This window comes from Flagellimonas ulvae, assembly GCF_049333175.1.
In the GTDB taxonomy this organism is placed as follows: domain Bacteria; phylum Bacteroidota; class Bacteroidia; order Flavobacteriales; family Flavobacteriaceae; genus Flagellimonas.
Genome location: NZ_CP186325.1, coordinates 2,816,878 through 2,837,115, shown reverse-complemented (window position 1 = coordinate 2,837,115; position 20,238 = coordinate 2,816,878). Strand labels below are relative to the sequence as shown.

At 39.1% G+C, this 20,238-nt stretch carries 21 protein-coding genes; 7 read left to right on the top strand and 14 right to left on the bottom strand.

The genetic code is table 11. The features are described 5' to 3' along the window. Positions 1 to 7: 7 nt before the first annotated feature. Positions 8 to 337: a HesB/IscA family protein gene (locus ACOKFD_RS13035; protein WP_298995900.1), complete on the bottom strand. Its 330-nt coding sequence runs from the start codon at positions 335 to 337 to the stop codon at positions 8 to 10. Positions 338 to 519: 182 nt separating this feature from the next. Between ACOKFD_RS13035 and ACOKFD_RS13030 the strand changes: the two genes are divergently transcribed. Further along, positions 520 to 972, top strand: coding sequence for a DUF302 domain-containing protein (locus tag ACOKFD_RS13030; protein ID WP_422858318.1), 453 nt, complete (start codon positions 520 to 522; stop codon positions 970 to 972). A 4-nt stretch (positions 973 to 976) separates the two neighbouring features. Here the strand turns inward: ACOKFD_RS13030 and ACOKFD_RS13025 are convergent, their stop codons facing one another. Together ACOKFD_RS13025 and ACOKFD_RS13020 are read right to left on the bottom strand one after the other, a co-directional pair. Beyond that, positions 977 to 2,317 (bottom strand): hypothetical protein, encoded by a 1,341-nt coding sequence (locus ACOKFD_RS13025; RefSeq protein WP_422858317.1) that lies wholly within the window; start codon positions 2,315 to 2,317, stop codon positions 977 to 979. A gap of 6 nt (positions 2,318 to 2,323) precedes the next feature. After that, complete coding sequence (locus ACOKFD_RS13020) at positions 2,324 to 3,610, bottom strand: choice-of-anchor B family protein (protein WP_422858316.1); 1,287 nt, start codon at positions 3,608 to 3,610, stop codon at positions 2,324 to 2,326. A gap of 58 nt (positions 3,611 to 3,668) precedes the next feature. Here ACOKFD_RS13020 and thiL point away from each other — a divergent pair, with 58 nt between their 5' ends. Continuing rightward, positions 3,669 to 4,724 (top strand): thiamine-phosphate kinase, encoded by a 1,056-nt coding sequence (gene thiL, locus ACOKFD_RS13015; RefSeq protein WP_422858315.1) that lies wholly within the window; start codon positions 3,669 to 3,671, stop codon positions 4,722 to 4,724. 124 nt (positions 4,725 to 4,848) lie between these two features. Here the strand turns inward: thiL and ACOKFD_RS13010 are convergent, their stop codons facing one another. Beyond that, positions 4,849 to 5,103: a hypothetical protein gene (locus tag ACOKFD_RS13010; protein ID WP_422858314.1), complete on the bottom strand. Its 255-nt coding sequence runs from the start codon at positions 5,101 to 5,103 to the stop codon at positions 4,849 to 4,851. A gap of 260 nt (positions 5,104 to 5,363) precedes the next feature. Between ACOKFD_RS13010 and brnQ the strand changes: the two genes are divergently transcribed. Continuing rightward, on the top strand, positions 5,364 to 6,629 hold the full coding sequence (brnQ, locus tag ACOKFD_RS13005) for a branched-chain amino acid transport system II carrier protein (RefSeq protein WP_422858313.1): 1,266 nt from the start codon (positions 5,364 to 5,366) through the stop codon (positions 6,627 to 6,629). Positions 6,630 to 6,780: 151 nt separating this feature from the next. Here brnQ and ACOKFD_RS13000 read toward each other — a convergent pair whose 3' ends face one another. The 5 genes from ACOKFD_RS13000 to ACOKFD_RS12980 form a co-directional block, all read right to left on the bottom strand. Then, positions 6,781 to 8,103, bottom strand: coding sequence for a serine hydrolase domain-containing protein (locus ACOKFD_RS13000; protein WP_422858312.1), 1,323 nt, complete (start codon positions 8,101 to 8,103; stop codon positions 6,781 to 6,783). A gap of 126 nt (positions 8,104 to 8,229) precedes the next feature. Next, positions 8,230 to 8,418 (bottom strand): hypothetical protein, encoded by a 189-nt coding sequence (locus ACOKFD_RS12995; protein WP_422858311.1) that lies wholly within the window; start codon positions 8,416 to 8,418, stop codon positions 8,230 to 8,232. 47 nt (positions 8,419 to 8,465) lie between these two features. Continuing rightward, positions 8,466 to 8,831, bottom strand: coding sequence for a hypothetical protein (locus ACOKFD_RS12990; RefSeq protein WP_422858310.1), 366 nt, complete (start codon positions 8,829 to 8,831; stop codon positions 8,466 to 8,468). A gap of 138 nt (positions 8,832 to 8,969) precedes the next feature. Further along, on the bottom strand, positions 8,970 to 9,743 hold the full coding sequence (locus ACOKFD_RS12985; protein ID WP_422858309.1) for a LytR/AlgR family response regulator transcription factor: 774 nt from the start codon (positions 9,741 to 9,743) through the stop codon (positions 8,970 to 8,972). Continuing rightward, complete coding sequence (locus tag ACOKFD_RS12980; RefSeq protein WP_422858308.1) at positions 9,733 to 10,776, bottom strand: sensor histidine kinase; 1,044 nt, start codon at positions 10,774 to 10,776, stop codon at positions 9,733 to 9,735. The genes ACOKFD_RS12985 and ACOKFD_RS12980 overlap by 11 nt, the downstream gene beginning before the upstream one ends. 221 nt (positions 10,777 to 10,997) lie before the next feature. Here ACOKFD_RS12980 and ACOKFD_RS12975 point away from each other — a divergent pair, with 221 nt between their 5' ends. Next, positions 10,998 to 12,188 carry a hypothetical protein gene (locus tag ACOKFD_RS12975; RefSeq protein ID WP_422858307.1) on the top strand — a complete coding sequence of 397 codons (1,191 nt, stop codon included), beginning with the start codon at positions 10,998 to 11,000 and terminating at the stop codon, positions 12,186 to 12,188. A gap of 13 nt (positions 12,189 to 12,201) precedes the next feature. On the opposite strand, the gene ACOKFD_RS12970 is transcribed toward ACOKFD_RS12975, so the two are convergent. From ACOKFD_RS12970 to ACOKFD_RS12960, 3 genes are all read right to left on the bottom strand, one after another. Continuing rightward, a complete protein-coding gene (locus ACOKFD_RS12970; protein WP_422858306.1) occupies positions 12,202 to 12,372 on the bottom strand; it encodes a hypothetical protein in 171 nt (56 codons plus the stop codon). Positions 12,373 to 12,380: 8 nt separating this feature from the next. Continuing rightward, positions 12,381 to 13,061, bottom strand: coding sequence for a hypothetical protein (locus tag ACOKFD_RS12965; RefSeq protein WP_422858305.1), 681 nt, complete (start codon positions 13,059 to 13,061; stop codon positions 12,381 to 12,383). Between the two features lie 116 nt (positions 13,062 to 13,177). Beyond that, on the bottom strand, positions 13,178 to 14,470 hold the full coding sequence (locus tag ACOKFD_RS12960; protein WP_422858304.1) for an aminopeptidase P family protein: 1,293 nt from the start codon (positions 14,468 to 14,470) through the stop codon (positions 13,178 to 13,180). A gap of 88 nt (positions 14,471 to 14,558) precedes the next feature. On the opposite strand from ACOKFD_RS12960, the gene ACOKFD_RS12955 reads away from it, so the two are divergent. The 3 genes from ACOKFD_RS12955 (at position 14,559) to ACOKFD_RS12945 (ending at position 18,396) form a co-directional block, all read left to right on the top strand. Next, entirely contained in the window at positions 14,559 to 17,402 is a 2,844-nt protein-coding gene (locus tag ACOKFD_RS12955) for a VPS10 domain-containing protein (protein WP_422858303.1), read from the top strand. Continuing rightward, complete coding sequence (locus tag ACOKFD_RS12950) at positions 17,402 to 17,791, top strand: DUF2721 domain-containing protein (RefSeq protein ID WP_298995925.1); 390 nt, start codon at positions 17,402 to 17,404, stop codon at positions 17,789 to 17,791. The genes ACOKFD_RS12955 and ACOKFD_RS12950 overlap by 1 nt, the downstream gene beginning before the upstream one ends. A 176-nt stretch (positions 17,792 to 17,967) precedes the next feature. Then, positions 17,968 to 18,396, top strand: a complete 429-nt coding sequence (locus ACOKFD_RS12945; RefSeq protein WP_298995927.1) for a hypothetical protein — start codon at positions 17,968 to 17,970, stop codon at positions 18,394 to 18,396. An 11-nt stretch (positions 18,397 to 18,407) separates the two neighbouring features. Here ACOKFD_RS12945 and ACOKFD_RS12940 read toward each other — a convergent pair whose 3' ends face one another. Both ACOKFD_RS12940 and ACOKFD_RS12935 read right to left on the bottom strand, forming a co-directional pair. Then, positions 18,408 to 19,367 (bottom strand): succinylglutamate desuccinylase/aspartoacylase family protein, encoded by a 960-nt coding sequence (locus ACOKFD_RS12940; RefSeq protein ID WP_422858302.1) that lies wholly within the window; start codon positions 19,365 to 19,367, stop codon positions 18,408 to 18,410. Next, complete coding sequence (locus ACOKFD_RS12935) at positions 19,345 to 20,235, bottom strand: RimK family alpha-L-glutamate ligase (protein WP_298995931.1); 891 nt, start codon at positions 20,233 to 20,235, stop codon at positions 19,345 to 19,347. Before ACOKFD_RS12935 ends, ACOKFD_RS12940 begins: the two co-directional genes overlap by 23 nt. Positions 20,236 to 20,238 lie beyond the last annotated feature (3 nt).

Below are 20,238 nucleotides of genomic sequence, written 5' to 3'. Positions count from 1 at the left end.
AACACTTTTATAGTGAAAAACTCTCGCCACATCCACAAGTGCGCTGCGCATTGGGATTATTAAACACAAAGCCTTTACCGTTAAGACCTCCCGAATATTCCAAAGTAGTACCCACCAAGTACAAAAAACTCTTTTTGTCTACAATGATGCGCACTTGGTTGTCTTCAAAAACTTTATCGGTATCTTCGGCTGCTTTGTCAAATGTCAATTCATAGGATAACCCACTACAACCTCCGCTCTTAACCCCAACACGAACATAATCTGTGTTAGAATCGAAACCTTCTTCGGTCATAAGTGTTACAACTTTTTTCTTTGCTGTTTCCGAAACTTTAATCATAATCGCTTGGATTCATTCTAAATAGCTTACAAATATACTGTATAAGTAGGGTTCTACAAGGTTTCCTAACATTATAATAACGAATCTTCCAATAAGGTTTCTCTATTTTCTACGACTACAGCTTTGTTTTACGTTGAATATTTAATCTTTAAACAAACCGAAACGGTTCAAATTTCTATATCATGAGACACTTTGTTCTCCTAATTTCACTTTTAATCTTATCCTATATGAACGGTCAAGAAACAAACAAAGGGCTTGTACAAGTCATCAGTAAACATGATTTTGAATCTACTTACGAAATCATTAAAAAAACTTTGGATGCCAATCCTAAAATTGGGATTCTTGCCGAGCTAGACCATACTGGCAACGCTAAAAGAGTTGGTCTGGAATTGCCAAATACCAAGTTGATTTTGTTTGGCAATCCTAATTTGGGCACCCCTCTAATGCAATCGTCCAGAAACATTGCCATTGATTTACCCCAAAAGATTTTGATATGGGAAGGTGACGGAAAAGTATTTCTAACTTATAATGACCCCAAATATCTTTTGAAACGACATGGCATAACCGACAAAGACCCAATAGCTGAAAAAATTGCTAGCGCTTTGGCAACTATTAGCGGAAAGGCTTCTGAGTGAGCCACTATTTTATTCTTAGAATAACGAGGTCTGTGGAACCCTGGTGTTCCTTATTAGGTGAAAGTGCTGTTGAAGATTCGCCTACCAATACTAGGTTTCCCTCAGCATCTTCAAGGGCATCAAAACCAAAATCCAAATCAGCTCCGCCAAAGGATTTTTCAAAAAGAACATTTCCTTCAGCATCAGTTTTGATTATCCACAGGTCGTTTTCTCCATTATTCTGCGTGGCGTTTCCATCCAAGCTTTTGGAATTTCCTGCTATCACAAAACCTCCATCTGCAGTAGTTCCCAGCCCACGGGCAGCGTCAAAGGCTGTTCCCCCAAAAGTCTTTTCCCAGAGCAAATCTCCACTGTCTGAGACTTTTATCAACCAAACATCAGATTCCCCATTGTTTTTGGAAATATCAGTGTCCACACTGAATGTGTTTCCAACAACGGCATAGGCATTATCTTGGGTTTTGACAACAGCGTAGGCTTTATCGATTCCTGTTCCACCAAAAGATTTTTCCCAAAGCATTTCTCCTTTAGCACTTACTTTCACCACCCAAAAATCGTAGCTTCCTTTAGAATTGGAAATGTCAAAGTCATCACTTTCCGAAGCACCTACCATGACGAGACCGCCGTCATTGGCTTCTACTACTCCAAAAGAACGGTCATTGTTTGTTCCACCAAAGTATCGCCTCCAAATCAAGTCCCCATTGGCATCCAGTCGAGTCCCCCAAAACTCTCCAACTCCATGTCTAGTCAGATATGGGCTTTTTCCCGTATTGCCTTCTCCCTCGGAAGAGGTTACATCCAAAAAACCGGAAAAGAAAAAACCACCATCAGAGGTCTGTACCACATCATAGGAATGATCATGGCCGGAAAAACCAAAACTCTTTTCCCAAAGAATAGTACCGGAAGCATCCAATCGTAAAATCCAGTTATCATGGAAGCCTTCATTGTTGCTGCCATCACCATCATCACTCATGGCGTAGCCTACAATGGCATAACCCCCGTCGTTTGTCTGGATAACGGATTGCCCTCTATCATCCTTACTTCCACCATATGTTTTGTTCCATTGCAGATTCCCATCAACATCAAATTTGAGCAACCAATAATCATTTACATTAAGTGATTTTCCCGCGAGGTCTCCATCTGTACTATTGGTAAACCCCAGCACAGCATATCCACCATCCGAAGTTTGAATTATGGATTGGGCCGTATCCTCTCCTGAACCTCCAAAACTTTGCACCCAATCCAATTCTCCCAAAAAATCAAAAGACATAGAAGCTGTTTCATTGTCATCAGAGTTATTGCAAGAACAAAATCCAATAATTATAACAAGCAAAACAATTTTTTTCATCTTCTTTTAGTTTGAGCTTTGAAGAACGAACAAGCCAGAATTTACGTCACTTACGATAATTTTTCCACTTTGGAAGTATGGATAGACGCTCCATACTCCGTTGAACTGTGCTACATTGCTTTGGGGAAAAGTATCGAAAAAAGCTTCTTCAGTAATTATTTCGTTTTCTATTTGTGATATATCCAAAACCCGAATCCCCGCTGTATAGTTGGCTAAGAAAAACTGGTCGCCGAGAACATATCCGTTATGATCTATGGCTCCGGTGGGGCCCAAGTACGTCATATGCAATTGGGGGTTGTCCAAATCTGCAAAATCAAAAACCAAGGTGCGGGAATTGAATCCAAAGTCGGTCTCATCCAGCTCATCTCCCAAAATATAAAATCGATGGTCTTCTGTAAACCACCCTTGATGGGTATACCCAATATTGGAGTAGGTAAGTGTTTCTATTCGTGTTGGATTGGATTTATCAGTAATATCAACAATGACTATTTGATCCTCGTTTGCTCCTATAAAAATCTCTCTTCCCGTGTAATCAGAATCCGGTCCGCTATACGTTATAACCTGTGCATCATGCGTATATCCATCCGCAGCATATCCTCCTACTCCTGTTGGGGTCAATGGATTCTGGATATCCACAAAATGAACGCCACCATTGAATGCATCATTTCGTGCGGTTCCTACGGGATATGCAAAACCCATTTCTTCATTGATGACCACATTATGGCAATTTCCTATACTTGTGTATCTGGCATCTGCTTCAAAAACTACGGGTGGATTGGATACATTTCTCAGCCGTTTTAAATCAAAAACTTGCATCCCATGCCCCGCAGATTCGGCAACAACATACACAAAGTCTTCATAGACCTTTAGGTCTCGCCAAATGCTTTCCGTTGTTGCGGTTAGCATTTTTCCCAGATATACAGGGTTTTCAATATCGGTTACGTCAATGAACGCAGTGCCATTGTCCAGTCCTAGTAAGGCATATTCCCTATCTGTTGTAGTGTCCGTCCAGCCCCAAATATCGTTGGCGCGTCCAGCCCCAAAAGCAGCTAAATCCATTTGAAGCAATAAATCATATCCATTACAAGGATATATGTCGGCATTCCCCCCTTGGCAAGGGGTAAGCCCAAGGCTCACAGCACCATCACCTATATCCTGTTCATTATCTCCTGTGGTTGGAGGTACAGGGTTTTGATTTGTGGGGGGATTATCTGAAGCAGAGTCATCTGAAGAGCATGCATACACCACAAAAAAAAGGCATAGCAAATGAGCTAAGCATTTGAATCGTTTCATTATTGGTTCGAGTTTACTTAAAGATACAACTTATTACATTCCTGATTACTTTTGCCAAATGCTTGAAGATAAAAATACCCAAAGGACGTCGTTAGAGTCATTAGGTGAGTTTGCCTTGATCAAACATCTGACCCAACATTTTGAACTGACCCATGACTCTTCCATAAAAGGTATTGGTGATGACGCAGCTGTCTTGGATTTCAAGGGAATGAAAACCATTGTTTCCACAGATCTTTTGGTGGAGGGTGTGCATTTTGATCTAAGTTATGTGCCTCTCAGGCACTTGGGATACAAGTCGGTAATGGTGAACCTTTCCGACATCTATGCCATGAATGCAAAGGCAACTCAAATTACAATTTCTGTTGCCGTATCCAATCGATTTGGCCTTGAAGCTTTAGAAGAATTCTATGCAGGTGTAGCGATGGCCTGCAAATTGTATCAAGTAGACTTGGTTGGAGGCGATACCACCTCATCCACCAAAGGAATGTTGATCAGCGTTACAGCGATTGGAATTGCCGAGGAGAATAATATTGTGTATCGCAAGGGTGCCAAACCCAATGATCTTCTTGTGGTAAGTGGTGATTTGGGAGGTCCATATCTTGGGCTTCAAGTGTTGGAGCGTGAAAAAGAAGTATTTAAGGTAAATCCTGCCAATCAACCGGACCTTGAACCATATCAATACATCGTTGAACGTCAATTAAAACCCGAAGCCCGTAAAGATATTGTAGAGCTTTTGGAAAAGCTGGAAGTAAAACCCACTGCCATGATTGATATCAGTGATGGCCTTTCTTCAGAAATATTGCACCTATGCGAACAAAACGAGGTAGGTTGTAATCTCTTTGAGGATAAAATTCCACTGGATCCAACGGTCATTTCCGCAGCTGAAGAATTTAAAATGGATTCCACCATGATTGCATTGAGCGGTGGAGAAGAATACGAATTGCTTTTCACCATTGACCAGAAGGACTTTGACAAAATAAAAGGCAATCCAAATTTAACGGTGGTAGGCCATATGACGGAAAAACAGGAAGGGGCGCATTTGGTCACTCGTGCCAATACCAAAATTCCGATTCAGGCGCAAGGTTGGAATTCTTTTTCGGAACAGTCAGAGTAAAAAAATCCCGAAAACCAAGGGCATTTTCAAAATCAACAGTCTTGGGGCACGCAACTGCAAGCTATGACGCCTTCTTAATCTCCGGGAATAAATCCGAATAATGTTCTAGAAAGAGTAAACAGGATTAAGCGACGCTCTGCACCGTTCTGTTCTTTCTTTTTTGGTACATGTCTTCCAGAGTATTGTTGATTTCCTGCATTTGAGGGGTTAATACCGAAAGTCTTCCGCTTACATCAGTAGTTACTTGTTTATTGCAATGAAGACACTTGTACTCTTTAATGTGTTGTGTTACTTCTTTGGAAACGACATAATGGTGTCCAAAAAGGTTACAAAAGAAAGAAGAGAATTTATTGCCATGTTGGGTAGTTGTTTTTTTCATAAGTCGGATTTAGGGGGCAGGCTTCGCGATTTGGGATCGCTAGTTGCTAGTTATGGATTTGGTTTTAATGCGTTTTTCGTTTTTGTTGGGTTTATAATAGTGCAACGATTGTTAATAACTTTTTATTTTGCGAATTAATTTCAAAACTGGTTTTTTCGATGAAATGCACAGTAGTCGGTCAACAGTAAAAATTTCAGGTTCAATTACCTGTTTTGAAATTACTATTTTGAATTACTTTCACGAAAAATTATCAACATTCGATGAATAAAAAAACCATTGCGGTTGTCGCTTTTGCCCTTTTCTCTCTTTTTTTTGGTGCGGGCAATTTGATTTTACCTCCCCAACTCGGTTTTAAAGCAGGCGAACTTTGGTGGCTGGTTGCTTTGGGTTTCTGTCTTTCTGCTGTTTTAATTCCTATTTTGGGTATTGTGGCCCATTCCAGATTGCAGGGAACCATGTTTGATTTTGCCGAAAAGGTATCCCCAACCTTTAGCCTGTTGTACTGTTATATTGTTTACGCCATTTCCATTGCCCTGCCTTCGCCCAGGACTGCTTCGGTAACTCATGAAATGGCCATTCAGCCCATTTCAGAAAGCTCATCCTTGATTACCAGCATAGTTTATTTTGCCTTGGTACTTGTATTTGTAATCAATCGTTCTAAAATTCTGGATATTATTGGAAAGTTTCTGACCCCAGCCATTTTGCTGGTCTTGATTTTGGTATTGGGAATTGCAACGGTTACCCTTACTATATCTTTCGGCCCTTCCACTTTTGAAAGTCCATTTTCGTATGCCATCTTGGAAGGTTACCAAACCTTTGATGCTATAGGAGCCGTAGTGGTAGGTGGAGTCATCATCATCTCCATCAACCTAAAGCATAAGGAAGCAGATTATGAAGCCAAGAAAAAGTTAATCGCCAAAGCTGGAATTCTAGCTGGACTAGGACTCTTTCTAATTTATGCTGGATTAATGTTTACCGGAGCCTTATTTCAAGATACCTTTGATGCGGATATTTCACGAACCGCATTATTGCGTGGTATCAGTTTAGCTACTTTGGGCAATGTGGCGCATGGATTTTTGACCGTCTTGGTGAGCCTAGCATGTTTTACCACGGCCGTTGGTATTATTACTGGAACAGCAGATTTTATTAGAGGCCGTTTTGATGATTCCCAGACCGCATATACAACAACCGCAGTTCTGGGATGTGTGCTTGGAATTTTGATGGGACAATTCAATGTGGGGTACATTATTGCAGTGGCATTGCCAGCACTCATGTTCATCTATCCCATTACCATTGTTTTGATAGTATTGAATGTCTTGTCTGAAAAATATGCCACACCCAAAGTGTTTCGCTGGGTGGTGGTGACCACCATTCTTTTTAGCATCCCTGATTTTTTAGGAATCATCGGTTATGGAGAAACCATAACTCCTTTTACTTCTTGGATTCCTTTAAGGGAATTTCATATGGGGTGGGTGTTACCTGCCTTGGTAGTTTTTATTGGAGTTAATTTGACCCAGAAAAGGTAAATTGGGATTTGGGCAGTGATTACAGGTTTGTATAAGAATAATATGGGTTTTTGCTATCAAACATTGTAGTTCTGCTGTGACTTTGTTTTATGCCAAAACATTCATTTTATTACCTAAACCGTTTTCCTTAGAAGACTTATGAGAAGCCCTCTTATTCTTTTTTAAACTTGATTTCTTCTCCTCGTTGAAATAGCAGCATAGTTTTTTCAATTGGATTAAACTCAAATTTTGCCCCTACCTTATCAAACTTAAACTTGTCTTTGTCCATAGCTTCAAGTGGAAATGCTGGTTGTCCTGTACCTTGCGCAATTAAAGTGTTCCCGTTTTTAGTTATTGTTATTTTTAAAGGGATTTGGCTAGAAGAATAAACGCCCAAATATTTATCCAAGTCTTCCGATGTCAGTTCGAAACTTGTAAATGTTGGTATTTCATATGGTTTGTTATGGGCAGCACTTAAAACAGCAATAGAAATATCATTTGTATTTATGGCTGTTCCATTTGAAGTTAAGGCATATGAAATTTTTTCATCAGCAAAATGTGAATATATCGAGCTAAAGCCATCAATTCCACCAGTATGTCCGTAGCCAATGCTTTCGTAAAAGGGTATTTGAAACAAACCTAATCCGTAACCATCTTTTAAGGTTTTCATGGTTTCAAGACTTTCGTAAGTCAAAAGTTTTCCGCTAAATAAAGCATCAGCAAATTTTGTCAGGTCGCTTGGTGTAGAAGTAATGGCACCTGCTCCTAAAGGTACTGTAGAGTCTGTTTCGGGCTCTTCTTTCCAGAAACCCACAAATTTGTATGATTTGCACTCGTCATCACTTGTGTTGATTTTGCCAAAAACATAGGTACTTGTCAAACCTATGGGTTTAACAATGTGTGTCTGTAATAATTCAGAATAGGATTTTGAAAACGACTTTTCAAGAATATAGGTCAATAGTACAAAGTTGGAATTACTGTATTCTGCCATACTATCTGGTTCGAAATCGCTACCTCCATTCGAGATAATATCAACCATTTCTTTTTCAGTTTTCGGTTGGGTATTCCAGGTTAAATATTTAGGGTCATTGGTGAAATTGTGAATTCCACTTCTATGGTTTAATAAAGCTTTTACAGTTATTTTATTCGAGTTTTTAATTGTTGGAAACCATTTGTCTATGGTTTGATTTAAATCCAATATTTCTTCATCAATTGCTTTTAAAACCATAACAGCAGTGAAAGTTTTAGAAATTGAACCTATTCGATATTTAGTTTTTTTACTTGCTTTTAGCTTTTTGTCTATATCAGCAAAGCCGATTGTCTTTGTATAAATGATTTTTCCATTTTTTGAAATGGCAACGCTCCCCATAAACTTGTTGTTTTCATCAAGTGTGTTGAAGTATTCGTCCAATTTTACTTTGTCAAAGTTTGTTTGAGTAAATCCGATTTGATGTATTACCAAAATCAGAAAGATTGTTAGCCCCGTTTTAATCATCTCAAGAATTTTCAAATGGTATGGGTACTACCTGCCTTGGTAGTTTTTATTGGAGTTAATTTGACCCAAAAAAAAGAGTGATTAGAATTAAGGTTGCGCATATCGGTCATGTGTGTCATTGGTTGTTTATTTTTCATTTTCATCATTTTTATGAAGCCCAATTCTGTCAGTGTAAACCACAAAAATTATAGAAAGTCCAATAAAGATTCCAAAATAATTCGTCCATGAATCCATGCTTGTAGCAAAACCATAGATTCCTGCAATCATTGCTAAAATTCCAATTCCTATTAATAGATTTCTAGTTTTTTTGTCCATTCTCTAGAATTTAGTCTTTTCTTTACCAATGTTTATTCTGTCTTGTATTACGTAAAAAGGATTGCATTAAATGCAATAAAAACAATGGCCATCCAAAATCCATATCGTTGAGATAACCAGCTAGCTCCTCCAAAACTATGGGCGATTAAAACAAACAATAGAAAAATCCTCGAGTATTTTTCAGGTATGTAATACCCTAAAATTGCTATTATGATCAACCAAAGTCCACATATAATAAATATTCCTGAAACGTGTTGTTTCATAGTAAAGTTTCCAATTGTATTTGCTTCATTTGCTATGTCCAAATTTCCATCCCAATATTCTTTTGGTTGGTGAACAATTGTTATTGCTGAATCAAACAAACTAGCCCATAAAGCTGGAATCAATGCAAGTAGTTTACCTTGTTTAGTCATTTAATCCTTGACTTAGTTTTAATTTGATCACAATGAATGACAACGATTAGGATATACTTCGTTTGAATGAAGTATATCGTCTGATACTGAAACAAGTTCAACATGAGTAAGTGAAGTTCGGGAATTATATATAAGAAATCAAACCTGACCCAAACGTGTTTTTAGCCAACTAGCTCGTTCTTGGCTTACCACAATAGTTTCGTGATGTTCGGGATTTAGCTCTACAATCAGTTGGCCGCCTTGGCCCGGTTTTATCTTTTTGATGGAATCAATATTAACCAAAAGTTGCCTGTTTAGCCGCACAAATATATTGGGGTCAAGCGTAGTCTGTAGTCGATTCAGTGAGGTGTTAACGGAGAATTGGGAACCGTCATGAATTTTGGCAAATACAATTTCACTTCTAAAGAAGTACGCAATCTCATTGGCATGAAAAGGTAGCATCTCGTTCCCTGACTTTAATAAAAAGCGGTCTTTGTTACTTTGGGAAACAGTATTTGGAAAGTATTTGCTCAACTCAAACCTTTTGGCCACCCATTCCTTAAAATAGTGGTCCTTAGTCCGAAAAAATTTTACTAGCGCTTCATTCACATCCTTGTGGGTCAAAGGCTTGAGCAAGTAATCGATTCCCGTGGTCTTAAATGCTCTAATGGCATATTCATCATAAGCTGTAGTGAAAATAATAGGGGCTTCAAGACTTGTTTTTTCAATAATCTCAAAGGAATTGCCATCGGACAGATGGATATCCATGAAAACCAAATCTGGATGTGTATTCTTCTCAAGCCACTCGACAACCGCTTCCACACTGGGCAAAGCTGCCACCACATCAATTTCAAAACCAGATTGCCCCAAGAGATTCTCTAGATGTTTTTGTGCTTTGGGTTCGTCTTCTACAATTATGACTCTAGTCTTCATGTTCCGCAGTAATTAAAGGAATTTTTACCTTAAAAGAATCAACATCTTCTTCTATCAAAACATTGGAGTCCGTTAAAAGATCATAACGTGCAATTATGTTGCGCAATCCATTCTTCGTACTATGAACTTCCTTCTTTGGATTCCCATTGTTGGAAATTATGAGGTTGTCCGAGGTCGATATGAGCTTCAGAACAATGTGGTTTTCATTATCAATTCTGTTATGCTTCATTACATTTTCCACCAACTCGTGCAACACCAAAGGAGGAAGATACCTTTCCTTTAAATGATTTTTCTTGATTTCATTTCTCAGTTCTAGAGCTTCACCAAAACGTTCCTTGAGCACTTCCAAATATTGTAGCATTACCTCATACTCCTCCTTCGCTTCAATCAGGTTTTCATCTGCATGATTCAGAATATGGCGATAGATATTCGACACATTTTTGAGGAACTTTTTTGCCATGCCTGGGTTCTCATCTACCAAATAATAGATAGTATTGAAGTTGTTGAACAGAAAGTGGGGGTCCATTTGGTTACGAAGCATACTGAGGTTCGCATGCATCATTTCTGTTTTATAGTTCTCCGTTTTAATAATAGCGCTGTAATAGGAGTCTTTCCATGTAACTAGCCAAAGGATTAGCCCAAAAATCAAGGATAGCAACAACCCTATCAAAACTGCTGAAACCATATGTGCCAACAAAGGGGGTTCGCTGCCAAGAAGATAATGATCAAACCACTTAAAAAAATAAAATAGTACACAATAGACCAAAGTTCCTGTCAAAATGGGCAAAACAAAAGAAAGGACATCCTTTACAAAAGGAATACTTTTAAAATTCCATTTTAATACACTTCTTTGGGTAACCCTTATGCTTTCTAGACAAACAAAAGCCATAAAAACCAAAAGGGTGTTCATTAAAAAGTTGAACCCGGGAGGTTCCTTAAACTGAGAAAAGACCCATATCATAAAAAACAAAATGGACGAGACTACCAAGGCAATGGATAACCTCATATACCATTTTAATTTTTGCGCTTTCATCTTTAGTGTATTTTCTTCAGATTTCGATTAAATGTAGCCAATCATAACAATCCGAAGTTCATTTTTTTCTGAAAAAAGCGCCGTCCTATATGGTTTCACAAGTACAAAATTGGTGTTGACAAGGGCTTAATCGGGTTTCATGCTTCTAATTTTCCACTTCGCAAAATTCTATTGCAACAACACACTTATAGGTTTCTAAATTTGAAGACAAACCGTGAATTATGATACTTCGTTTTTTGTCTTTTTTCTTCTTTGTAAATCTTATTATGGGCCAAACCGATGTTCTTTTAAAAGAACACACATTTGAGGTCGAAGCCTTAGCGGATAAAGAATTTGTTGCGTTTATAGATTCAGTAAGCCCCAACAATCAGTTTATAATGATTGGGGAGCAACACGGTATAAAAGAGGCAGGTACGGTCACCAACGCAATTTTTGACCTCGTCCATAAAGATGGTTTTAATACGCTTTGTATTGAAACCGATGCTTTGGCCGCACGTAAAATAAAAGAAATGGCTTCTTCAAAAGAGCCTTTGACATTGGCCAAAAACTTACACCAAAAATTTCCTTTTGCCATTCCGTTCTATAACAATGTATCTGACTATGACCTTTTTTTAAATGTTATATCAAAAGGAGGAGATATTTGGGGAATAGATCAAACTTTTATGGCCCAATTTCGATTGAACTTTGAGCACCTCTCCAACAATACGGCCAACCCTTCATTGAAAAAAATGACAAACGAACTGAAAGAAAAGGCAAAAAAGGCCTATGAGAGTTCCGTAAAGAACAAGTCTTTTAAGAATATGTTCATTTCTCAATACACCAAAGGGCTTCACGATAGTTTGTTGGCCACAAAACCCAACCCTGAAGAAACTGAAATTCTAACCCAATTCGAAAAGACCAAAGAGATTTATGGGTATTATTATTCAAAGGACTACTATAAGAACAACAATGTTCGTGGGGAATTGATGAAGTCCAATTTTAATGTCTATTATAAGAAAGCCCTTGAAACCAACCCGACGCCAAAGGTGATTTTTAAGCTGGGAGCTACCCACGCAACACGGGGGTTGAGCATGATGCAGATTTACGATGTCTCCAACTATGTCTCGGAACTTGCGGCTTTCAATGACATGCGTTCATTGCATTTTATGGTGGCAGGACTCAATGGAACGGTACTGGAAGGAAATCCATTTGCTGAAAATCCCATACGTGATTTTGACAATACAAAGCAACTGCCTGAAGAACTACAAGAGGTTGTGACAGACTTTGACAAAAAATATGTTGTCATACACTTGGAGCCCTTGCGTGAAAAGGCCTATGGCAAAAAGTTCTCTGAAAATCTCAAAAAATTCATTTTCAATTTTGATGCTTTAGTACTTGTCAATAATGCGGAAGCACTTATCCCTTTTGACTAAAGTGAAGTCAATATCAGCTGTTTTTCTTCCTACGATAGTGATAAATCGCAAAGGCAATCCCTACTAAGACGAGAAAGGGCAAAAAAGCTCCTATGACCACCCCTATTTCATAAGATTTGTCCGGTGCTTCTTGCATCTTTTTTTCAATATCTGGTTGTTGAAGTAGGAATACTAGTCCTTTCATTTTAAGTGTTATTCTAACTTGGACATTTCTTGAATATAAAAATCCTTAGTTTGGGAGTCTTCAATACAATCGGATTCAAGATAATTGGCAATGGCTTTACGATAGTTTTCTTTAAAGGAAGCATTGTCAATATCAAACCCACGCTTATTCCTCGAGTTTTTCAACTCCCGGAGCATTTTTTCACATTTGCTTTGTTTTGAATAACGGCTGTTGTCATCCGTAACAATTACAAATGCTTCCGGATTTTTATCAAGATACCTAACATTGAAAGTCTCACCATTTAAAGGATAGTTAAAACTTCCATCTGGTTTTGGATATAGGTTAAAATCGTTGCTCTCAAAGCTCGTTTCGACCATCTCTCCATTTTCTGCTTTAATAAGCATCTCATATCTGATTATGGGTTGTTCATTATATAAGTTCCCCGTGTTTTCCCTATCAACCATCATCCCTTCTCCCATTTTTCCATATGTATAAATCTGTTTGTTTACATAATCTGTCCCAAAAAAGAAAATAAGAACGATGGCCCAAATAAAAGGCGTAATTATAAGGGTCATTACTGTTTCCTTTGGTTTGGATTTAACCACAAATGAAATTGCGAACCGCATTAAGAAAAGAGTCAATATGGATAGTATTAGAAAAAGGAAGCGGTTTTGGACTGCAAAATGAAGAAAGCTGATAAATGTTTCCATAGTTGGTATTGGATGAGATTCGGTTCTAAGAACTTCAAACTTCCCAACACCATAGTGTTAAAATTGGTAGACGGTCCAGTTCAATATACAAATCGATACTTTTAATCCACGAAATTCTAGGATGCCATCAAATCTTCAATCTCTTCTGCCTCAATTGGAATATTGCCCATAAGGTTAATAGGGGCGCCATTTTTTTGAATCACCACATCATCTTCCAATCGAATACCCATGCCTTCAGCCGGAATATAAATTCCTGGTTCTACGGTGAAGACCATGTTGGGTTTCATAGCGGTTTTAAGTTCGCCATAGTCGTGAGTGTTCAAACCAATATGGTGACTGGTCCCGTGCATGAAGTATTTTTTATATGCAGGCCAATTTTTATCCTCATTCTGTACATCTGCTTTATCCAAAAGACCAAGCCCAAGCAATTCTGAGGTCATTATTTTGCCCACTTCTTTGTGATATTCCGCCCAAATCACCCCTGGCACCAACATTTTTGTTGCCTCATTTTTTACTCTGAGCACTGCATTGTAAACTTCCTTTTGTCGAGCTGTAAATTTTCCATTTGCGGGAATGGTACGGGTCATATCACTGGAGTAATTGGCGTATTCTGCTCCCACATCCATCAAAATCAAATCGCCATCCTTCACTTGTTGATTATTTTCTATGTAGTGAAGCACATTCGCATTGTTTCCTGCCGCAATTATAGGAGTATATGCAAATCCTTTGGAGCGATTTCGAATAAACTCATGCAAGTACTCGGCTTCCATTTCGTATTCCCAAACCCCTGGCTTTGTAAATTCCAAGATTCTTCGAAACCCTTTTTCAGTAATATCGCAGGCCATCTGCATCAATTCGATTTCCTCAGGCTCCTTCACTCCCCGAATCTGTTGTAAAATTGGATTGCTTTTGGCCCAAGAATGTGCAGGAAAATCTTTTTTACATTTTGCGATGAAACGATCCTCCCTGGTTTGGGTCTCCACCGCTTGGCGATAGTGTTCATTGGTATTGAAATAGACGGTATCTGCCTCGGTCATTAAATCAAAAAAGATTTTATCAAAATCCGACAACCAATAAATGGTCTCAATCCCGGAAACTTTAGTGGCTTGTTCTTTGGTCAACTTAGCCCCTTCCCAGACGGCAATATGCTCGTTGGTCTCACGAACAAATAAAACCTCACGATGTTTTTTATCCATCGCATTAGGAAAAAGGAGGAGTATCGTTTCTTCTTGATCGGCCCCACTTAAATAAAAAATATCGCGGTGCTGTTCAAAGGGCATGGTGCTATCGGCGCTTACCGGATAAATATCATTTGAGTTGAAAACCGCAATACTCTTTGGCCGCATCTGGGACATGAACTTTTTGCGATTCTTTATAAAAAGTTGATTATCAATTGGGAGATATTTCATCTGAACAAAACGATTTTATCAAATGTAGCCAATTGCGTTACCGAAGACAAATTCATACCTTCAACCACCTAAAATAAAACAGCACCTAATGAGACCTTTATTACTTCCGTTACTCCTTTTCATCTTTCAGCTTTCCATAGGCCAAAAACCAGCAACGCCTGCTAATGTGGTTATTGATGCACTGAAAGAAAAAACCAAAATGGCTCAGACTTCCTTGGTAAAGAATATCCCCTTAAAAAACATAGGCCCTTCTGTAATGAGCGGAAGAGTGGTAGACCTTGAAGTAAATCCAAATGACCCTACAGAGTTTTATGTGGCCTATGCCTCTGGTGGTCTGTGGCATACAAAGAACAATGGAATTTCCTTTACTCCAATTATGGATGCTTCGGAAACGCAAAACATTGGCGACATAGCAGTGGATTGGACCAACGGGACTCTTTGGGTAGGTACAGGTGAAAACAACTCTTCTCGCTCCTCCTATGCAGGTATAGGTATCTTGAAATCTTTGGATAGTGGAAAGACTTGGCAAAATATGGGGCTTTTAGATTCTCATCATATTGGTAGAATCCTTATTAATCCAAACAACTCTGATGAGGTTGTAGTAGGAGTAACGGGGCACCTATATTCTCCTAACCAGGAACGAGGTGTTTACAAAACCACAGATGGGGGACAAACGTGGCAAAAGACACTGTTCGTGGATGACGTCACGGGAATCATAGACTTGGCTCATTCACCCAATAATTTCAATATTCAATTTGCTGCCGCTTGGCAAAAAGACAGAAAAGCATGGAATTTCTCAGGCAATGGTTCTGCTTCGGGCATCTATAAAAGTACGGATGGCGGAAGCACTTGGAGTTTAGTTTCAAATGCTGAAAGCGGTTTCCCAACAGGGGACGGCGTCGGTAGAATTGGCTTGGCGGTTCTTGATGATAATACCGTTTACGCCATTCACGATAGTCAATTCAGAAGAACAAAAAAAGACACCGAGAAAAAAGACGGTTTGACCAAGGAAGATTTCAAGTCGATGAGCAAAGATGCGTTTCTGGCACTAGAGGATAAAAAGCTTAATGATTTTCTCAAAACCAATGGTTTTCAAGAAAAATATCGCGCTGAAAATGTGAAGCAAATGGTACGTAGCGAGGCAGTGCAACCTGTTGATCTGGCCAAGTACTTGGAAAATGCCAACTCCCTACTTTTTGATACCCCTGTGATAGGGGCCGAAGTTTATCGAAGTGACGATGCCGGTGCGACATGGAACAAAATGAATGAGAATTATATCGATGACCTTTTCTATAGCTATGGCTATTACTTTGCGCAAATACGAGTAGACCCAAGTAATAAGGACAGAATTTATCTGGCTGGTGTCCCGCTCATAAAATCTGAGGATGCCGGAAAAAACTACACTTCCATAAGTAAGGAAAACGTGCATGCCGATCACCATGCACTGTGGATCAACCCCAATAGACCGGGTCATTTGATAAATGGAAATGATGGTGGGGTCAACATCACCTATGATGACGGTGAAAGTTGGATGAAGAACAACTCACCCAAGGTAGGGCAGTTCTATGCGATTAACGTGGACCATGAAACCCCATATAATGTGTATGGAGGGCTTCAAGACAATGGGGTTTGGAAAGGAGCTCATAACAATACGGAAGACAGCCGCTGGCAGCAGACCGGGAAAAACCCTTGGCAGATGATCATGGGAGGTGATGGCATGCAGGTACAGATTGATAACAGAAACTCCAACATCGTCTACACCGGTTTCCAGTTTGGGAACTATTACAGATTAAATCTTGAGGATGGTTCTAGAAAACACATTCAGCCTAAACATGAATTGGGAGAATCTCCCTATCGATTTAATTGGCAAACTCCCATTTTACTTTCAAAACATAATCAGGATATTTTTTATTTGGGAGGAAATAAATTGCACCGTTCCTTGAATCAGGGAGAAGACTGGGAAACCATTTCTGGAGATTTGACCCAAGGGGGTAAAAAAGGAAATGTAGCATACGGTACACTAACAACCATTTCGGAATCACCTTTTGCTTTTGGATTGCTATACGTAGGAAGTGATGATGGACTCATCCATGTTTCCAAAAGTGGGGGCGGCAGTTGGGAGAATGTATCCAATCCACTTCCCAAAGATTTATGGGTTAGTGAAGTAGCTGCTTCTATGCATAAAAAAGAAAGGGTATATGCTGCGCTCAATGGGTATCGTTGGGACGATTTTACTCCTTATATATATGTAAGTGAAGATTATGGAAAATCCTGGAATAACATTTCAGCAAATATTCCTAGTTCACCCGTGAACGCTTTGGTAGAAGATCCAAAAAATGAAAATCTAATTTTTGCTGGTACCGATAATGGTCTTTATGTTTCGTTCAATCGTGGAGAGTCTTGGGAGTTGATGCAAAACGGAATGCCCAATGTAGCGGTTCATGATTTGGTAATTCAACCAAAAGCCAACCATCTTTTGATTGGAACCCATGGAAGAAGTATTTATAAGGCGGATATTTCGTCATTGCAGAAAGTAAATTCCCAAGTTATGGATGCCAAGTTGACCGTTTTTGAGGTTGAAAATATAAAGCATTCCAAAAACTGGGGCAATGCCTGGAGTTCTTGGATAAAACCAAACACCCCTGGTCTGGACATTCACTTTTATTCTTCGGCTGCTGGTCCCGTTGAAGCCAGTATACAAACAGCAAACGGCACAGAAGTAAGTTCAACGACCATTGAAGCAGATAATGGAATTAATATTCTATCCTATGATTTGGCCTTTTCTAAAAAAGGAAAGAGCAACTTCTTGAAAAAGAATAAAATGAAATTGGAAGAAGCCAAAAATGGTAAAACGTATTTACCCAAAGGAAGTTATATAGCTGTTTTTTCGGATAGTGGGAGCAGTCAAAAAATTGAATTTAAAATTGAATAGTGGAATTAAATCTTAGCATCCCTGCGCTTCTTTTTCCGGCCATCTCCTTGACCATGCTGGCTTACAATGCTAGATACTTGGCCATTGCAGGTCTTATTCGTCAGCTGCATAAACAGTTTGAGGAAACCGAAGATTCCCCACTGAAAAAACAGATTGATTCCCTTAGAAAAAGGCTGGATATCATTAAAAATATGCAGGCTACAGCCATTATAAGTTTTTTGTTGGCAGCAGTGACCATGTTCTTAATCTATGTTGAGCTCATGGTTTGGGCCAATATTGTTTTTGGTATCAGCCTTATCTTCTTAATGGTCTCCTTAATTCTTTCGCTTATAGAAGTACAACTTTCTACCAAAGCTTTGGGTATACAATTGAGCAATATGGAAAAATGATTATGGATTTTCCCCAATGCAATTAGGGGTTTTTATCAGTTCTTTTTGATAAAAAGCATAGATATTAACAATAAATCTTTCAATATCTGCCTATGAAAGTGGGTTTGGTATCCTAGTTTTACTATTTTTGGAGACTTCCCCTTATTTAGGGGTTCTACTTTTCATCGTTGGAAAAAATGAAACGGGTACGGGAAATAGAATTCTTTAAAAACATTCGAGAAATCAGAGAATACGAGTTTGGTATTTTCTATTTTTTTGACAATCTGGTCATTTCTGAAATCAATGAAGGCGTTCACTTTGATTGGGAAATGGCGACAAAAGCAGTAGATGCTGCCTATGAAGTCATTGGCAGGGATAACCCCATCGCTTATATTTCCAATCGTGTAAACAGCTATTCCGTAGTAGCCGCAGATTGGAGAAGGTTTTACTTCAATAGACACCAGTTAGATTTATACTCCGTTGTGGGGAGTACCCAAGGAAATTTTGCAAGCTTGGTATTGGAGCGCATGTTTTTTCGAAACAATATCAGACAGTTTTCTGATTTGGATGAGGCCATTGAATGGAGCTTATCCAAATTGGAAGAACAGAAGGAGATTACACAATAATTCCAACAATTCTATTGCCCTATATGAAAAAGGGCATCTCCTTGATTGACTACCGCTTGATGATTTACGCAAAAGATATAGCCTTCAAACGGAGCGCTGATTTTTCGGTTTTTTTTCGCAAAAGTATCAGTAATCACTCCCAGTTCCTGTCCTTTATCCACATATGAGCCATTAAAAATCGAAGGGACAAACATTCCGGACCTTGAAGCCCTAATCCATCTTCGTTTTTTCAACTCTACGGATGGTTTCTTTTTAAGCTTTCCTTCTTTGGGAAGCATTTTGTGTCCGACTAAAATTCTATAAATCCCTTCCATTCCAGCACTGATGGCATCCTCATCAAAACGCATACTTTCCCCGCCCTCAAAAACGATAGTAGGGATTCCCATTTTGAAAGTAGCTTTTCTGAAAGTCCCTTGAATGAGTCGTGAAGCAAAACAAAAAGGGGCATTGAACATTTCTGCCAGTGACCTGCTGATTTCATCTGTTTCGGTAAAGCGTACCTGAGGATAATTGTTGCGCTGCGCACCTCCTGTGTGCAAATCAATGGCAAAATCCACATGCGGCAGTATTTCCGAAGTGTAACTATGTGCAATTCTGCTTGCCAAAGAACCTGTTTTACTACCGGGGAAACTGCGGTTCACATCCTTCCCATCTGGCACATCCCTTGAAAAATGAATGAAACCGAAAACATTGAGAATCGGTACCACAATTGCCGCTCCGCGTTTGACATGGAACATATTCTGCTCCAACATCCGCCTTAAGGTTTCAACACCGTTGATTTCATCCCCGTGTAATCCTGCCTGAACCAGAACGGTTGGGCCAGGCTTTTTTGAGTTAAAAACGTGAACGGGAATATCAATCAATGTTCCTGTTGGGAGTCTGGCAATTTTAATCTGTACCAAGCTGTTTTCGCCAGGCGCTATAGCCTTGTTGTTGATTACAATGGTCTTATTTTCTTTTCCTGAATGCATTTTTCTCTACATACTGAATTATATGTTTGGCCACATTGACATTGGTAGCAGCCTCAATTCCCTTAAGACCAGGTGACGCATTGACCTCCAATAAAAGAGGCCCCTTTTTTGACCTTATCAAATCAACACCGGCCACACCAAGTCCCAGATATTTTGTGGCATTCAAGGCAATATGTATTTCTTTAGAGGTTGGTTGAATGGCTTCCGTATCTGCACCTCGATGAACATTGGATCTAAACTCATCCATATCACTTTTACGTTTCATACTTGCCACAACTTTATCTCCAACCACTATCAATCGAATGTCCTCCCCCTCGGCCTCTTCAATAAATTGCTGTAACAAAATACTCGTGTCCATTTTGTACAATGTGTCAATAATGGATTTTGCCGATTTTTTGGTTTCTGCCAAAATCACGCCTAACCCATGGGTACCTTCTTGAAGTTTGATGATGACTGGTGGGCCTCCCAACATTCTAATTTGTTCCTCAATGTTATCTGGATTAATGGAGAAAAGGGTCTGTGGTATTGGAATACCCTTGCGAGCCATTATCTGTAGTGTTCTGACTTTATTTCGGGCGCGTGTAATTCCTAATGATCTAGCCGTACTAAAAACATGGTTCATCTCAAATTGTTTTACAATGGCTGACCCATGTCGAGTCACTTTTGCTCCAATGCGAGGGATAATGGCATCAAATTCGTCAGTAACGTTGTCTTCCCCAAAATAAATTTGAGGTTTGTTCTCACCTAATTTGACCGAACACTTCGTGTGATCTATCAGCTCAACATAGTGCCCTAGGTTTTGAGCTTCTTCCACTATTCTTCTGGTAGAATGTACATTTAAGCTGACCGATAAAATTGCAATGTCCATGGG

What these genes read in the sequence shown, in the direction of transcription:
- ACOKFD_RS13035 (WP_298995900.1), bottom strand. Translation starts at nt 337, where the DNA reads ATGATTAAAGTTTCGGAAACAGCAAAGAAAAAAGTTGTAACACTTATG.
- ACOKFD_RS13030 (WP_422858318.1), top strand. Translation starts at nt 520, where the DNA reads ATGAGACACTTTGTTCTCCTAATTTCACTTTTAATCTTATCCTATATG.
- ACOKFD_RS13025 (WP_422858317.1), bottom strand. Translation starts at nt 2,317, where the DNA reads ATGAAAAAAATTGTTTTGCTTGTTATAATTATTGGATTTTGTTCTTGC.
- ACOKFD_RS13020 (WP_422858316.1), bottom strand. Translation starts at nt 3,610, where the DNA reads ATGAAACGATTCAAATGCTTAGCTCATTTGCTATGCCTTTTTTTTGTG.
- thiL (WP_422858315.1), top strand. Translation starts at nt 3,669, where the DNA reads ATGCTTGAAGATAAAAATACCCAAAGGACGTCGTTAGAGTCATTAGGT.
- ACOKFD_RS13010 (WP_422858314.1), bottom strand. Translation starts at nt 5,103, where the DNA reads ATGAAAAAAACAACTACCCAACATGGCAATAAATTCTCTTCTTTCTTT.
- brnQ (WP_422858313.1), top strand. Translation starts at nt 5,364, where the DNA reads ATGAATAAAAAAACCATTGCGGTTGTCGCTTTTGCCCTTTTCTCTCTT.
- ACOKFD_RS13000 (WP_422858312.1), bottom strand. Translation starts at nt 8,103, where the DNA reads ATGATTAAAACGGGGCTAACAATCTTTCTGATTTTGGTAATACATCAA.
- ACOKFD_RS12995 (WP_422858311.1), bottom strand. Translation starts at nt 8,418, where the DNA reads ATGGACAAAAAAACTAGAAATCTATTAATAGGAATTGGAATTTTAGCA.
- ACOKFD_RS12990 (WP_422858310.1), bottom strand. Translation starts at nt 8,831, where the DNA reads ATGACTAAACAAGGTAAACTACTTGCATTGATTCCAGCTTTATGGGCT.
- ACOKFD_RS12985 (WP_422858309.1), bottom strand. Translation starts at nt 9,743, where the DNA reads ATGAAGACTAGAGTCATAATTGTAGAAGACGAACCCAAAGCACAAAAA.
- ACOKFD_RS12980 (WP_422858308.1), bottom strand. Translation starts at nt 10,776, where the DNA reads ATGAAAGCGCAAAAATTAAAATGGTATATGAGGTTATCCATTGCCTTG.
- ACOKFD_RS12975 (WP_422858307.1), top strand. Translation starts at nt 10,998, where the DNA reads ATGATACTTCGTTTTTTGTCTTTTTTCTTCTTTGTAAATCTTATTATG.
- ACOKFD_RS12970 (WP_422858306.1), bottom strand. Translation starts at nt 12,372, where the DNA reads ATGAAAGGACTAGTATTCCTACTTCAACAACCAGATATTGAAAAAAAG.
- ACOKFD_RS12965 (WP_422858305.1), bottom strand. Translation starts at nt 13,061, where the DNA reads ATGGAAACATTTATCAGCTTTCTTCATTTTGCAGTCCAAAACCGCTTC.
- ACOKFD_RS12960 (WP_422858304.1), bottom strand. Translation starts at nt 14,470, where the DNA reads ATGAAATATCTCCCAATTGATAATCAACTTTTTATAAAGAATCGCAAA.
- ACOKFD_RS12955 (WP_422858303.1), top strand. Translation starts at nt 14,559, where the DNA reads ATGAGACCTTTATTACTTCCGTTACTCCTTTTCATCTTTCAGCTTTCC.
- ACOKFD_RS12945 (WP_298995927.1), top strand. Translation starts at nt 17,968, where the DNA reads ATGAAACGGGTACGGGAAATAGAATTCTTTAAAAACATTCGAGAAATC.
- ACOKFD_RS12940 (WP_422858302.1), bottom strand. Translation starts at nt 19,367, where the DNA reads ATGCATTCAGGAAAAGAAAATAAGACCATTGTAATCAACAACAAGGCT.
- ACOKFD_RS12935 (WP_298995931.1), bottom strand. Translation starts at nt 20,235, where the DNA reads ATGGACATTGCAATTTTATCGGTCAGCTTAAATGTACATTCTACCAGA.